Source organism: Caldifarcimen microaerophilum, assembly GCF_055387105.1.
The window spans coordinates 2,128,713-2,143,188 of record NZ_AP038914.1 but is presented as its reverse complement, the minus strand read 5'-3'; the positions used below and the strand labels follow the sequence as shown (position 1 = coordinate 2,143,188).

Sequence of the window (14,476 nt, the reverse complement as noted above, 5' to 3'; positions counted from 1 at the left end):
TCAAATGCGTGGGGGAAACGTGAACTTACCGCGGGGTGTTGAGCAGGTGGAGGACCAGGCTCAGGAGTTCAGCCATCTCCCGGAAACGGTGGTAGCGTCCGGGGGGGCCGAAGTGGCCTCCCCGCATCTCCATCCGGAGAAGGATCTGCCCCTGTCCCCGATTGTGGTCCCGCAGACGGGCCACCCACTTGGCCGGTTCCCAGAAGCGCACCCGGGGGTCGTGAAGCCCACCCACGGCGAGGATGTGGGGATGGCGCGCATCCCGGATGTTGTCATAGGGGGAATAGGACCGGATATAACCGTAAAACCTTTCCTGGTTGGGGTTGCCCCATTCGTCGTATTCGGTGACGGTGAGGGGAAGAGAAGGGTCCAGCATGGTGTTGAGCACGTCCACAAAGGGAACCTCGGCCAGGGCTACCTGAAAGAGATCCGGCCGGAGGTTCACCACCGCCCCGATCAGGAGCCCTCCCGCACTTCCACCCCGGATGGCAATGCGCTCCCGGTCCACCCAGGGCTGATGGCCCAGGTGTTCGGCCACGTGAATGAAGTCCAGGAAGGTGTTTTTCTTTTTGAGGAGCTTCCCCTCTTCGTGCCATCGCTCTCCCAGTTCCCCTCCGCCCCGAACGTGGGCGGCACCCCACGCCACCCCCTGCTCCAGAAGGGCCACGGCGCTGGGGCGATAGGAGAGGGGAAAGGGAATCCCGTACGCTCCGTAGCCTTCCAGGAACAGGGGCATGGGGTCCTGGAGGTCCCGGGGACGGACCACGGTGGCCGGGACCTTCACACCGTCGTGGGAGGGAATCCACACCCGCGTCACCTCATACCGCTCGGGATCGTGATCGGGGGCAGACAGGGCGTGACGGGTCTCCAGCCGCCGGGCTGCCATATCGTACACCAGTGTCCTTCGAGGGGTTACCGGGGTGGAATAGGTCAGGCGCAGTTCGGTTGTGTCCGCCCGGGTGTGAAGGTCAAAGGCCACCTCATAGGCCGGATGGGGAAAAGTGACCGGGTGACGTTCGCCAGAAGCGATGTCCAGGATGTCCACCACAGGAAGGCCGTCCCGGCGCTCCAGAAGGGCCACGTGGTGGTCGAACACCAGAAAATCCATGAGCCCCACATCGGGGTGCTCGGGGACCACCTCCTCCGCCCGATCCAGATCCGGGCGGTGGAGGGACGTTCTGACCAGGCGGAACTGGGGGGCATCCCGGTTGGTCCGCACCCAGAGTTCGTCCCGACGGGGCTCCCCCCAGGCCTCCACGCCTTTTTCCCGGGGGAGAAGGAGGCGGGGGCGTTCGTCGTCCGGGGCATGGAGCCAGAGTTCGGTGGTGTCCATGCTGTGGAGTTCGATCATCCCGAACCGCCGGTCCAGGGACCGCCGGACGCTCACAAAGAAGGCCTCGTCGGGCTCTTCCAGCAGCACCACCGGTTCCCGGTCCAGGTCCCAGCGCCACACCCGGAAGGGTCGCCGGGTGCGGGAGGTTTTCTCCACGAAGAGAAGAACCCTGGGCGTGAGCCAGGCGGCCCAGGACACATCGCGTTCGATGCGGTGGAGTTCCCGCCGCGTGGCGCTTTCCACCAGATGGAGATGGTAGGTTTCGTCCCCCGTGGTGTCCAGAAGATAAAAGAAAAACGTGCCGTCCGGAGAAGGGAACACCTGAGCCACGTCCACATAGGCGTATTGTTCTTCCAGGGGGTTGGGATCCAGCAGGAGCTCTTCGTCCCCCTGGGGGGTGATGCGCCAGAACTGGCGATGGTTCATCCCTTTCCGGATCCGGAAGAAATACCGGAACGGACCTTCCTCAAAGGGGTAGGTGTCCTGATCCTCCAGCGCGAGGGTGGCGAGGCGCTCAAACAGGCGTTCCACCTCTTGGTGAAGCCCGGCCAGGGCCCCGGCAAAGCACCGGTTTTCAGCCTCAAGGTGGGGGAGGACCCGGGGATCGTCCAGATGACGGAAATACGCATAGGGGTCCACCCGCCGGTCCCCGAACCGCTCCAGGACCACGGGTTCGGGTTCCGGTCGGGGCGGACAGGGAAAGGGTTTCATGGTCCGGAAGGATGAAGGAAAAGGCCTGGCCGATCAACCTGGCGGGCGGGCTTGACTTTCCTTCCTTCGAGGTGAATGCTTTAGCCATAGAAAACGCGCTGCGGAGAAAAGAACGTCCGGGTGTGGGCCAAAAGGGTGGAAGGGATGACGTTGTCGGACATGCTTGTTGTTGAGTTTTTCCGGAGAGACGGGGATTATGTAACCCGTCTCACGTTCCGGGGATGGCAGGTCGGAGATGACAAGTGGTTTCCGCCCGTTCAGCAACCGACGCTGAAAGAAGAAATCGAAAACCGGCGACGATTTCCGGCCCACCTCCTCCTCAACACCCGTGAACGCCGCGAAGCTTTCCTTTCGTGGGTTGAACAAGGGGGCGAACATTTCCTCGTGGTTCGGGGGCCGGAGGAAATTCTGCGCCTCCCGCTGGAGTGGTTCTACGTGGAAGGGTGGGACGAGCACTCCCGTCTGGGCTATATCTTTCGGCGCCGGGGATTCCACCTCATTCGACAGCATCTCCCCTTGCCGGATCGTGCCCTCCTGGAAGGATGGACACCTGTGCAGGCTCCTCCCCTCCGGATCCTTTTCTTCGTTGCGCTTTCGCGGGAAATGTATGAAAAGGCGCCGATCAATCCACTTGCAGAGTTTGATCGGGTGAGCCGCGCCCTGAAGCCTCTCCTGCACAAAAATCGGGTGAAACTGGATCTGGTGCTGGGGGGCACGCTGGAGGACTTTCGGCAGCACCTGGACCGTCGGAACTACCACGTCCTTCATTTTGCGGGACATGCGATCCGTGGGGGTCGTCTTGTTTTTGAAGGAGAGGATGGGAGAGAAGATCTCCGGGAGGTGGAAGAAGTGGTGGAATCGCTGGCTCTGGCGCAACGCGACCTTCGCCTCGTGGTGCTCAACGCATGCGAAACCGCAATGGGGGAGGAAAACCTTCCTTCCCTGGCGCTCACCCTCCATCGTCTCCTCCCGCAGGCCACAGTGGTCGCCCATGGAAACGTCGTGCCGGATCATGTGGCCGTTCTCATGGCGGAAAACCTGTATGCTGCACTTGCGCAGGGAGTTCCTGCGGGGGCCCTCCTTGGGGAGTTCCGGTTGCTGGATCGCTCGGGTGAGGCGTGGAGCCTTCCCCGGCTGTTCTCCTATACACCAGACCAGCCTGTTTATCGGTTCAGGGAAGCACCGCAGGATCAGGTCTCCCCTCCTGCAATCCACATTCTTCCAGGTGAAGAAGACCTCCCCGAAACCATGGTCTATCGCTATCGGGAGGTCCGGCAGGCGGTGGAACTTCTTCAGGAACACAAGATCGTGCAGTTCCATGGACTGGGAGGCGTGGGAAAAACCGTTCTGGCCCGATATCTCGCCCGGTTTCTCACCGGTCTTTTCCCTTCCGTCGTGTATGTGGACATGGCGGAAAGAGGCGGGAGAAGTCCGGAAGAACTTGCCCGGTGGATAACCGGGGAGATCAACAGGCAGACCGGAATCTCCCTCACGCCCGACGATCTCACCACGGGGAGCGGTCTTGAAGGAGTCGGGGTTCCCATCATCCTGATTCTGGACAATTTCGAACAGGTGTTGAACAGCCCCGAAGCCTGGAAGGGAAACCGTCGCAATTTCCCCTGGGTGCTTCCCCCGGCGTGGAAAACCTGGCTTCAGGGTCTGGTGGCCACCGATCAGTGGCAGGTCCTCCTTCTTTCCCGGCTTCGCCTTCACATGGATCCGCGCACACCGCTGCGGGGCGTGAAGCTGGGAGAATTTGCCCCGATGGAAACCGCCCTGTATGTCCGTGCTGCTGTTGAAACGCGTCGCCGGGAAAAGAACTGTCTTCCCCCGAACCGTTTTGTGCTGGTTGAGGCCCTTCGGGAATTTCACAGGTGGTTTGGCCATCATCCACTGGCCCTGCGGATTTTTGCAGAGAGCTGTTTCCGGGACGAATGGCTCCCGGAACAGATCGTGGAGCATCCGGAGTTCATCCAGGTGATGGAAGATTATGTGGCCTATTTCTGTCAGTTTTCTGGAGATCTTCCGATTCTTCCCGCGCTGGGACCGGGAATCCCGCGCCCGGCCTGGCTCAAACTCACATCGGCAGCGTTCCGCCGTCTCCTGGAAGAAGGGCTCGCACTTGTGGACCCTTCTGATCCGGAAGCCCGCCTGCCCCGTGCGCTCTGGTCCTATCTGATCACCAGAGAGGTTCCGGATGGGCCGGAAGATGAATGGAAGGCTTTCCGGGAACGCTTGAGAAACCTGAAGGAGATTCCTCCTTCTCTTCGCATCGCCCTGATCCTCCGGTATCCGGAAAAAGCGAGAGACCTCGGCATTGTCCCTGACGATGAGCAGGAAAAGGGGATGCTCTTCATGGAGGGGCTCCGGCTCTGGCTGAACCGCGGGCTTCCTCTTTCCCTCCTCCGCCTTCCCGGCAGGGTTCTTGTGGGGGAGGTAAACCTTGCCGATGTTTTGCAGAATCTGGCAGAAGATCTCCTGCACCGGGGTGAGGTGCCCATGGCGGAAAGACTGCTTCAGATGGCGATTGGAGCGTATGAAGAGGCGCTGAAGCGGGGGAAAGATGATGTGGGGGTGTGGAACAATCTGGGGATTGCGTATGTGAGGCTTGGGGAGTTGAAAATGAGGGTGGGTGAGGTGGAGGGAGGGGAGGGGTTTTTGAGGAAGGCGGTGGAGGCGTATGAAGAGGCGCTGAAGCGGGGGAAAGATGATGTGAGGGTGTGGAACAATCTGGGGATTGCATATGTGAGGCTTGGGGAGTTGAAGGTGATGGTGGGTGAGGTGGAGGGAGGGGAGGGGTTTTTGAGGAAGGCGGTGGAGGCGTATGAAGAGGCGCTGAAGCGGGGGAAAGATGATGTGGGGGTGTGGAACAATCTGGGGAATGCGTATCGGCATCTTGGGGAGTTGAAGGTGATGGTGGGTGAGGTGAAGGGAGGGGAGGGGTTTTTGAGGAAGGCGGTGGAGGCGTATGAAGAGGCGCTGAAGCGGAGGAAAGATGATGTGGGGGTGTGGAACAATCTGGGGATTGCGTATGTGAGGCTTGGGGAGTTGAAGGTGATGGTGGGTGAGGTGAAGGGAGGGGAGGGGTTTTTGAGGAAGGCGGTGGAGGCGTATGAAGAGGCGCTGAAGCGGAGAAAAGATGATGTGGATGTGTGGAACAATCTGGGGATTGCGTATGCAAATCTTGGGGAGTTGAAGGTGATGGTGGGTGAGGTGGAGGGAGGGGAGGGGTTTTTGAGGAAGGCGGTGGAGGCGTATGAAGAGGCGCTGAAGCGGGGGAAAGATGATGTGAGGGTGTGGAACAATCTGGGGAATGCGTATCGGCATCTTGGGGAGTTGAAGGTGATGGTGGGGCAGGTGGAGGAAGGGGAGGGGTGGTGGGTTCGGGCGCTGGAGGCCTGGTGGCGTGGGAAAAAGGGGGAAAGAATCCCTGTATTTCTGGAGAGGCTCACCCGACAGGATGTGGATCGGGAGATTGTTTCGCGTCTCCAGCATGTGGCGGGGTTCTTCTTGCTGCTGGACCTTGCATCCCGCCTCGTGTGCCTTCCGACGGCCCTTTCACCGGACATGCGGAAAGACCTGACAAGGACGCTTGGAGCCTTACGCCGGTTCTTCCCGGCAGATGTGCGAACATGGCTTGTTCGTTTGATGGAAAGGGCCCGTGATCCGGGGGATCTTTATGGGGAGTTCTTTCAGGGGAAGGTCTCAGAGGAACTTTTCAGGCAACATCTCCAGCCTTATCTTCTCCACCTCCGTGGGTGGGTGGGCCATCCGCATTTGGAACTCCTCCAGGAAGTGCTGGCTTCCGATCCGGAAGATGAGATCTGATCGGGGGATGTTGGCCAAATCCCCGGATCGTTCCCCTCTTTCCGGGGGTTTTCGCGCAGTGATGTGGAAAGCGACGGAGGGTTTGTCAAACGGTGCGGTGAGCCCCGTGATTTTCCGGAGAAGGTTTCCCGGGAGGCCCTTCCATTCGGGAGAAGCCTGGCGAAAGGCGTTCAGAACCGTTTCGGTCCATTGCTGGAGGGCGATCCGTTCGTCCATCTCCGGCACTTCATGCCACCACCACCAGCGAAGCAGGGCCTCAGCGGGAGAAGTCCCGGGAAGGCCCGCCAGCTCCCTCTGGAGCATCTGAATGCCTTCATAGAGGTCCCATTTCGAAGACGATCCGTGTTTTTGCACTTCTGAAACCAGGGAATCAAAGGCATTCCGGTGTGCCGAGGCCAGGACAAAATCGTCCAGGCTCAGGGTGTGTTTCTGCAGAGATTTCAGCGGAAGGCCCATCCGGAAAAGGGCGCGCAGTGCAAGATATGTCGTCCTTTGCACATCTTCATCATCCTGATCCTGGAATGAAAGGTGATACAGCACCATCAACATCCAGAAGGCGAGCCGGGCTGTCCAGTCCGCACGTTCGCTCCGGGAGCGTTGCGCAAGAAGCGCATTTCGCAGGAACAGCACACCTGTGGGAAGTTGAGCCCTCCACATCTTCGGCCGGTCCAGGAAAGTGAGGGCCTCCAGAACCTGGGGCATCCTGTCTGCGGCCCAGGCGCGACGCTCCTCCTCCGTCCCCTCGGGAAAACCGTGGCGTAACTGAGCAAACAGATAATCGAGTGCAGAATGGATGCGCACGGGATCCCCCGTTCTCAAGGCCTCTTCCAGGCGCTTTTCCAGGAAGGCCTTCACCTCCTCCCGCCCTTCACGCTGGCGCACCAGACGATGCCATCCCCGCCGGAGGTCTTCTTCTCGAATCATACATTCTCCTCCCGTGTTTCTCCTTGAAGCCAGGAAATCACTTTCTCATTTGTTGTCTTGTCAAGAAAAGGGGATTTTTGACCTTTCACAAAGGAAAAAACGTCTCCCACAGACCCCATCACGGGTGAAAGAGGATAACCCATGTGTCGTGCATAGGCATCAGGATAAAATGTCTGACAGACGGCAAGGCGGAAGGCGTGGGGAAGATCTTGTTCAACGTTGTTCGAATCCCATTGCTTCATGAAGGTCGCCGTCCGGTTCCAGAGCCGGATCCAGACACGTGGGGGGAAACGTGAGTCCTTGAGAGGAGAGTCGTTGAGGGTTGTGGTGAATTTTTCTTGGAATTCTTGGACTTCTTGGAATTCGTTCTGACGCTTGAGAGTCTCGAGGACCTCATCGGATGTCCTGGGGACCATTGGATATTCCCAGTGGACCACCTTCTCCAGGAACCGGTGAGCGTTGGCTCTGCGGGCGGTGTCATCCTCACCGGCCACGAGATTGTGCCGGAGGAGGTGATCCACCAGGGGACGGGGATTGATGGCCACCACCACAAGGATGTCGTCCACGTCAAAATAAAACCGGAGCACCTCAATGAGGGCGTATGCGCGGTCTGGTGCAAGCCGATCCAGATCGTCGATCAGGAGCGCCAGGGCAAGGTGAGGGTATTTTGAACTCCCTTGGTGGGATTTGATTGACTGGAATAACTTACGAAGCCGATGCTGCAGGGTGAACGAAGGGGAGGGGTTTTTCAAAAAGCCGGCAACGATGGCTCCAGCCGGCTGGATGACACTCGGAGCCAGAAGAGATGCTGTCTGAAGGATCTCTCCCCAGTCGAGGCCGGAGAAGATAGACTGAAACTTTTTCGCTCCAGTGAGCTGGTCCTGGAGGGTGCGAAGAAGGGAAGGAAGAGGGTGGGGATCTTCGGAAAAGCGCCAGGCTTCATAAAAAACCACTGGAACGTGATGGGAAGAAAGATGCTCTTCCAGCGCTTTCAGCAAAGAGGTTTTGCCAATCCCCCATTCTCCCGTGATGGCCATCACCACACCGCTCTGGGTGAGGCCACTCATCTCGTTGGCGACGGTAGCGATCTTCTCCACCTCCTCTGTGTATGCATCTGGTCGAGGTCTTTCGGGCAGAATAGAGAGCACCGCTTCCGCTCCTTTTCGGGCGGCAGAAGACAAATACAATATACAGCGCTACCGGGGGGCTGTCAAGAAGGTTTGACAGTCCCCATGCGGAAAAGTATACTTTCCGCCAACGGTTTCACGAGGATGAGGAGGATTTTCCATGAAAACTGTGGGTGAACTTGCCTGGCGCATTGGAGGCCCCCAGGGAAGCGGTGTGGACACCGCAGCCCGCCTGTTTTCCCTCGCCGCGAGCCTGGGGGGCCTGAACGTTCTGGGGCGCAGAGAATATTACTCCAACATCATCGGACGCCACAGCTATTACGACGTGCGGCTCTCTGCAACCCACCAGCCCCGTTCCCACCGCATCCGGGTGGATCTGCTCACCAGCTTCGAAGCGGAAACCCTGGCCCGGCACGCCCTTTCCGTGGTCCCGGGAGGCGGGGTCATCTATAACCAGAAAGACGAAGACACGCCTTTTCTCCGGATCACCTTTCTGGATGATCGAGTTCGCCAGGATCTCGCCCGGATCCTGGAAAGGGAAGGGGTGGAGCCCACCACGTCCCTCAAAGGGCTGCTGGAGCTTGCACGGAAACGGGGGGTACAGCTGTATCCCGTGCCTTACGACGAGCTCTTCCAGACCCTTTCCGAGCGGTTTGAGGTTCCCCTGGGCATCGCCCAGCGCACCCGCAACACCCTGGCGGTGGCCCTTTCCTTTGCACTCCTGGAATTTCCCCGCGAATACCTCAAAGACGCCCTGGCCCGTGTGTTCGCCGGCAAAGAAAAGGTGATCGAGCTCAACCAGGCCGCGGTGGACGTGATTTACGACTACATGGCCTCTTCCCACAGCAACCTCGCCTTTGATTTCCGGCTGGAAGGGGTGGCGGATCAGGAACCCCGCATCATGCTCAATGCCAATCAGGCGGTCGCCATCGGAAAACTGGCTGGAGGTCTCACCTTCCAGACCTACTATCCCATCAGCCCGGCCACGGATGAGAGCGTGTTTCTTGAGGCCCACACCACCTACCGGACCCGGGAAGGGGACGAGCAGAGCATCGTGGTGGTCCAGACGGAGGACGAGATTTCGGCCATTGCCATGGCGAGTGGGGCGGCCCTCACCGGCGCACGGGCGGCCACGGCCACGTCCGGTCCCGGGTTTTCCCTGATGGTGGAGCAGCTGGGCTGGGCCAGCATGACGGAAACGCCCCTGGTGATCACCCTGTATATGCGGGGCGGCCCCTCCACCGGGATGCCCACCCGAACCGATCAGGGAGACCTGTTCTTCGCCCTGTTTGCCGGCCACGGGGAAGCCCCCCGGATCGTGTATGCCTCCGGGGATGTGGAAGAGGCTTTCTATGACGCTATCCGCACCCTGAACTATGCCGAGATGTTCCAGATGCCCGTGATCCACCTGGTGGACAAGGCCCTTTCGAGCACCACCATGACCCTTCCCGTGCCCGATCCCACCCGTGTTCCCATCCAGCGAGGGGAGATCTTTGTCCCGGAGGAGACCGAAGGTCATCGGATTGTGAAGCGGTTTTCTCTGGATACCGAAACCGGCATCTCTCCGCGGGTGCTTCTCGGCACGCCCCATGTCCACCACTGGATGACGGGGGGAGAACACACGGAAGAAGGCCGGGTGACGGAAGACCCGGTGATTCGGGTCCGGATGCACGATAAGCGCCTGTCGAAGCTGGACTATGCGGCGAACACCATTCCGGTGGAAGAGAAATTCCAGGTGTACGGTCCGGACGATGCCGACTTTACCGTGATCTCCTGGGGATCCACCAAGGGCGCCATCCTGGAAGCCCTGGAGGTCCTTGAGAAAGAGGGGCTCCGGGCGCGGTTTGTGCAGGTCAAACTCCTGATGCCTTTCCCGAAGGAGATCGCATCCTTTTTGAGCCGGAAACCCCTCATTCTGGTGGAGCTCACCCGGACCGCCCAGCTTGCGAAACTCCTGCGCATGGAACTCGGGGTGGAGGTGGATCACCGGATCCTGAAATACACCGGTCGCCCCTTCTCCTATGAAGAACTTGTGGACGCTTTGAAGGAAGTGCTGGAGCAGCACAAAGAAGAGCTCACCGTGCTCCAGCCGTTTGAATGAGGAGGATCATCATGGCGGTGGAAACCAAACCCCGCTGGAGTGTGAAGGATTTTAAAGCCCCCTACGACATTGACTGGTGCCCAGGTTGCGGGGACTTTGGAATCCTCAACGCCCTGTATCAGGCGCTGGCCCAGATGGGGGTGAGTCCGTATGAAACGGTGGTGGTGGGTGGCATCGGGTGTTCGGGGAAAGCCCAGTATTACGTGAACGGGTATGGTGTGCACACCCTGCACGGCCGGCCCCTTCCGGTGGCCACCGGGATCAAACTGGCCAATCCCAACCTGAAGGTGTTCGTGGTGAGCGGAGACGGGGACAGCATGGCCATCGGGGCGGCGCACTTTGTGAACGGCGGACGCCGGAACGTGGACATCACCTATATCATGTTCAACAACGAGGTGTACGGGTTGACCAAGGGCCAGGCCTCCCCCACCCTGCCCCTGGGGCTCCAGACCAAGAGCCTTCCCGAACCCAACATCCAGGGGAACATCAATGCGTTGATGCTCGCCTTCACCACCGGCTACACCTGGATCGGCCGGGGGTATGCCTACAACATCAAGCAGCTGGTGCGTCTCATCCGGGAGGCCACGGAGCATCCCGGGCTTTCTTTCCTGGAGGTGCTTCAGCCCTGCCCCACCTACAACAACCTCCACACCAAGGACTGGTATCAGGGGCGCCTGTACGATCTCAACGAAGAAGGGTATGACCCGGTGATTCCCGAGGACGCGGACGACGGCATCCGGGCTGAAAAGATCGCCCGGTTTGCAGAGAAAGCCTTTGAATGGGGGGACCGCATCCCCACGGGGGTGTTTCTGGTGAACCGGAACGTACCCACCTATGAGGAGCGGATTGCCGAGCGAAATCCCCGTTATCGGGTCCATCCACCGGCGCTGGTGCGCATCCGGGATGAGGAGAGCCGCTCCCTTCTCGACATCACCCCCTTTTATGAAGAACTCCGTGCGCGCTGATGCCCCGGTTGCTGGCCGCCGTTCGGGAACCCGTCCTGGGGGAGCAGATCCGGACGGCGGCTGCTCACGCCGGGATCGAGGCCGAAATCGTCCAGGAATTCAAGACCTTTGAGGAACAGGCAGCGGGAGGGTGGGATTACTGGGTCCTGGATCTCCACCTCCCGGATCTCCCGGAACCGGACTGGCTCCAGACGCACACCTTCGTTCCTCCCTTTGTGGTCCTGGCGGGCTATGCCCAGAGCAAGAAAATCGCCCGGTGGCTCCGGGCCGGCGCTCATGCCTTCTGTCCCAAGCCCCTCCAGGAAGACCTTTTCCTGGTGAGCCTGGAGATGGCCCGTCGAACCCAGCAGGTGCAGACCCTCTATCGCCAGATGGCCATCACCTTGGCCCATCACGTGAACAACCTCCTTACCCTTCCCCTCGGCATGGGACGCTCCTTCTGGAAACGGTGGGAAGCGGGAGAAGAGATCCCTGAAAAGGAGTGGGAAGGCTATTTTGTGCGGGTGATGAAAAACCTTGAGAAAATCCATGCGGTGATCCGGGCCCTTCTGGAGGTGGAGGAGATGGAGCCCACCACCTACTGGGGTCGGGAGCAGATGCTGAACCTGGAGCGGCGCCTGGAGAAAACCTTTGAAAAGATCGACGCCCGGTGGAAGCGATATGAATCGGACTGAGCCTGGGGAGGGTGTCCTGTTTGTGGTGGCCACGCCCATCGGCAACCTGGAGGACGTCACCCTCCGGGCCCTCCGGGTGCTGAGGGAGGCGGACTGCATCCTGGCCGAGGACACCCGGAGAATCCGGAAACTTCTCTCCGCCCACGACATCCCCGCCCCCATGGTGTGGAGTTTTTTTGAAGCCAACGAGGAGCGAAAGATCCCTGCGGTGCTTGGACTGCTTGAGGAAGGCAAACGGGTGGCGCTTGCAAGCGATGCGGGCACACCAACCATTTCCGACCCCGGGTACAGGCTGGTGCGCGCCGCCCGGCAGGCCGGGTTTCCCGTGATCCCCGTCCCCGGACCTTCCTCGGTGGTGACTGCCCTCTCGGTCTCGGGCCTTCCCACGGACCGGTTCGTGTTTGAGGGGTTTCTCCCCCGAACGGCAGGCAAGCGGAGAAAACGCCTGGAGGCCCTGCGGGAGGAGCCCCGGACCCTGATCTTTTTCGTGTCCGTTCACCGGATCGAGAAAGAACTGGCCGAAATGCTCGAAGTCTTCGGGGACCGGGAGGTGTTTCTCGCCCGGGAGATGACCAAGGTGCATGAGGAGCACTTTTTCGGCAGGCTCACGGAGGCCCTGGCCTGGGTCTCCGGGAAAAAAGGAGAGTTTGTCCTTGTCGTCCACGGTGCGGGATGAGCTGAGGCGACCCCTGAACCCGGTGGTGCGGCTGCTTGCCCGGATGGGGGTGTCCCCCCACCTCCTCACCGTGCTGGGAACGTTGTTCACGGTGGGGGTGTCCTGGCTGTATGCCCGGGGGCTGTTCCGGGAAGCCGGCCTTGCCCTGTTTGCCGTGGGCCTGTTTGACACCCTGGACGGACAGCTCGCCCGGGCCACGGGGAAAGAAAGCCGGTTTGGTGCCCTTCTGGATTCTTCTCTGGATCGTCTGGCCGAGGGCCTCCTGTTCGCCGCCTGGATCTATGCCTTTCGGGAGAACACCGCGGTGGCGGCCTGGTTGTTTGGGGGATGGGTGGGGGCGTTCATGGTCTCCTATCTCCGGGCACGGGGAGAAGGCCTCGGGTATTCCACCCGGAAGGGGCCCATGGACCGGGTGCTCCGCTATGTGTTCTGGGTGGGAGGAAGTCTCCTGGGGATGGAAGGGTTTGCCCGACTTGTCCCCGTCTGGGTGGTGCTCATCTGGATCACCGTGATCCGGCGGATGCTGGATCTCAGGAGAGCCCTGTCGTGATCGGCTTTCTTTTCGTTCTCCTCGCATCTCCCCAGGATGTGGACCGGCTGCTTGCCCAGGGGGAGGTGGAGCGCGCCCTCTCGGTTCTCCAGTCGGATCTTCCCCGGATGAATCAGGTGCAGGGACGCCTGGTCCTTCAGAGTTTTCTGGCCCACAAAGCCTACGACGGCTTCTGGGACGCCCTTTCCCTGCTCCGCGCGCATTTTTCCTGCCCCACCTGCTATGCGGATCTGGGCTGGACGGCGGCGGTGAGAGAGCGGAATGCGGACCGGGCGCTGGAAGAGGTCCTGCGCCGGATCCAGGGGGTGCGGGATCCCCGGCTTGTGAAAACTTTTGTTGATCAGTATTTGCGGGTGTTTCACACCATCTGGGATCAGATCCGTCCCCGGGCAGAAGCGTGGGCATCCCGGGAAAAGCGCGTGGAGGCCTGGAAAGTCCTGGCGGCTGTGGCCCGGCTGTATGACCCGATCCATGCCGTTTGCTATGCCCTTCTCGGAAAGGATACGAAGACGGCGCGGGAACTTCTTCTGGAGATTCCACCTTCGGACAGCCTGTTTCGCCTCCTTCCAGAAAGTCTGGAACGGGATGGGGTGGCCCTTCGTCTGGGAAAGATCACGTTTCGGGATTTTCTGAAGAAACACGCCGGGACGTTGCGTCCGGAGGACTGGGCGTTTGTGATGGAGTATCTCCCCCCGGATCAGGCCTGGAGTGAGAAACTTGCCCGGTTGGGGGAACAACTGGGACTGAAAGAGGCGTTGCCCCATGGGGTTTTTGCGGGGACGGTCCCACCAGCCCGGCTGGACACGCTGTGCGGCGGGAAGGATCTTTCTGAAGGCCTGGCCCGTTCCTGCGGGGCGGCCTATCTCCGGGCAAACAGGCCGGACAAAGCCCTGAAGAGTCTTCGACGGGTGATCATGGCCCACGCGGGCGAAGAGGAGGCCCTGCTGTGGCTCTGGGTGCTGGAATCTGCCCTGGGGAACCGGGATGGCGTTTCTGCCCTGCTTCGCCTTCTGGAGAAACCCCGGGCGGTCCGCTGTGAGGATGCGGTGTGCACGATCCTTCAGGGGACCCTCCTTCTCCCGAACTCGCCGGAGGAGGGGAGAAAAACCCTTGAGGCCCTGGTGCTTTCCGATGCACCGGAGCCGCTGAAGATGCTGGCCCGGCATTATCTGGAATACGGTCCCCCTTCTCCGGAGGTGTTTCGCGCCCTCCGGGCGTTTCTGGAGGCGCTCGCCCTCCCCGGTTCTTGAAAGGACCGGAATGGTTGTGTATAATCCTTCCAAAACTCGAGAAAGGAGGATGGCGCGTGGTTAAGATCCGGTTGATGCGGGTTGGAAAGCGGAATCGCCCTTATTACCGCGTTGTGGTCACCGATTCCCGGGCGCCGCGCAACGGCCGTGTGCTGGCCGTCATCGGGCACTTTGACCCCCTTCACAAAGACGTCCACGGGCTGGATTTTGAGGCGTATGACGCCTGGATCCAGAAAGGTGCCCAGCCCACGCCCCGGGTGGCAAGCCTTGTGAAGAAACTCAGGAAGGAGATGGCGCAGAGCCAGCAGGCATAAGTTTCCGAACAGGAGGAATCGCC

General features: G+C 60.3%; 10 protein-coding genes. 8 read left to right on the top strand and 2 right to left on the bottom strand.

Features of this window, described 5'->3' with window-relative positions; genetic code table 11:
- Window positions 1–25 precede the first annotated feature (25 nt).
- Entirely contained in the window at window positions 26–2,044 is a 2,019-nt protein-coding gene (locus tag AC6HU3_RS10100) for a prolyl oligopeptidase family serine peptidase (protein WP_497473638.1), read from the bottom strand.
- A gap of 159 nt (window positions 2,045–2,203) precedes the next feature.
- On the opposite strand from AC6HU3_RS10100, the gene AC6HU3_RS10095 reads away from it, so the two are divergent.
- On the top strand, window positions 2,204–5,872 hold the full coding sequence (locus tag AC6HU3_RS10095) for a CHAT domain-containing tetratricopeptide repeat protein (RefSeq protein WP_497473637.1): 3,669 nt from the start codon (window positions 2,204–2,206) through the stop codon (window positions 5,870–5,872).
- A gap of 920 nt (window positions 5,873–6,792) precedes the next feature.
- Here AC6HU3_RS10095 and AC6HU3_RS10090 read toward each other — a convergent pair.
- On the bottom strand, window positions 6,793–7,893 hold the full coding sequence (locus AC6HU3_RS10090; protein WP_497473636.1) for a P-loop NTPase fold protein: 1,101 nt from the start codon (window positions 7,891–7,893) through the stop codon (window positions 6,793–6,795).
- 190 nt (window positions 7,894–8,083) lie between these two features.
- Between AC6HU3_RS10090 and AC6HU3_RS10085 the strand changes: the two genes are divergently transcribed.
- The 7 genes from AC6HU3_RS10085 to rpsP are packed head-to-tail and all read left to right on the top strand — an operon-like array spanning window position 8,084 to window position 14,453.
- Window positions 8,084–10,024, top strand: a complete 1,941-nt coding sequence (locus tag AC6HU3_RS10085; protein WP_497473635.1) for a 2-oxoacid:acceptor oxidoreductase subunit alpha — start codon at window positions 8,084–8,086, stop codon at window positions 10,022–10,024.
- Between the two features lie 11 nt (window positions 10,025–10,035).
- Window positions 10,036–10,989, top strand: coding sequence for a thiamine pyrophosphate-dependent enzyme (locus AC6HU3_RS10080; RefSeq protein ID WP_497473634.1), 954 nt, complete (start codon window positions 10,036–10,038; stop codon window positions 10,987–10,989).
- On the top strand, window positions 10,989–11,663 hold the full coding sequence (locus tag AC6HU3_RS10075) for an ANTAR domain-containing protein (protein WP_497473633.1): 675 nt from the start codon (window positions 10,989–10,991) through the stop codon (window positions 11,661–11,663). The genes AC6HU3_RS10080 and AC6HU3_RS10075 overlap by 1 nt, the downstream gene beginning before the upstream one ends.
- The gene (gene rsmI / locus AC6HU3_RS10070; protein ID WP_497473632.1) at window positions 11,650–12,339 is read left to right on the top strand and encodes a 16S rRNA (cytidine(1402)-2'-O)-methyltransferase; all 690 of its coding nucleotides are present in this window, start codon (window positions 11,650–11,652) and stop codon (window positions 12,337–12,339) included. Before AC6HU3_RS10075 ends, rsmI begins: the two co-directional genes overlap by 14 nt.
- Entirely contained in the window at window positions 12,317–12,889 is a 573-nt protein-coding gene (locus AC6HU3_RS10065) for a CDP-alcohol phosphatidyltransferase family protein (protein WP_497473631.1), read from the top strand. The genes rsmI and AC6HU3_RS10065 overlap by 23 nt, the downstream gene beginning before the upstream one ends.
- The gene (locus AC6HU3_RS10060) at window positions 12,886–14,139 is read left to right on the top strand and encodes a hypothetical protein (RefSeq protein ID WP_497473630.1); all 1,254 of its coding nucleotides are present in this window, start codon (window positions 12,886–12,888) and stop codon (window positions 14,137–14,139) included. The genes AC6HU3_RS10065 and AC6HU3_RS10060 overlap by 4 nt, the downstream gene beginning before the upstream one ends.
- 56 nt (window positions 14,140–14,195) lie before the next feature.
- The gene (gene rpsP / locus AC6HU3_RS10055) at window positions 14,196–14,453 is read left to right on the top strand and encodes a 30S ribosomal protein S16 (protein WP_497473629.1); all 258 of its coding nucleotides are present in this window, start codon (window positions 14,196–14,198) and stop codon (window positions 14,451–14,453) included.
- Window positions 14,454–14,476 lie beyond the last annotated feature (23 nt).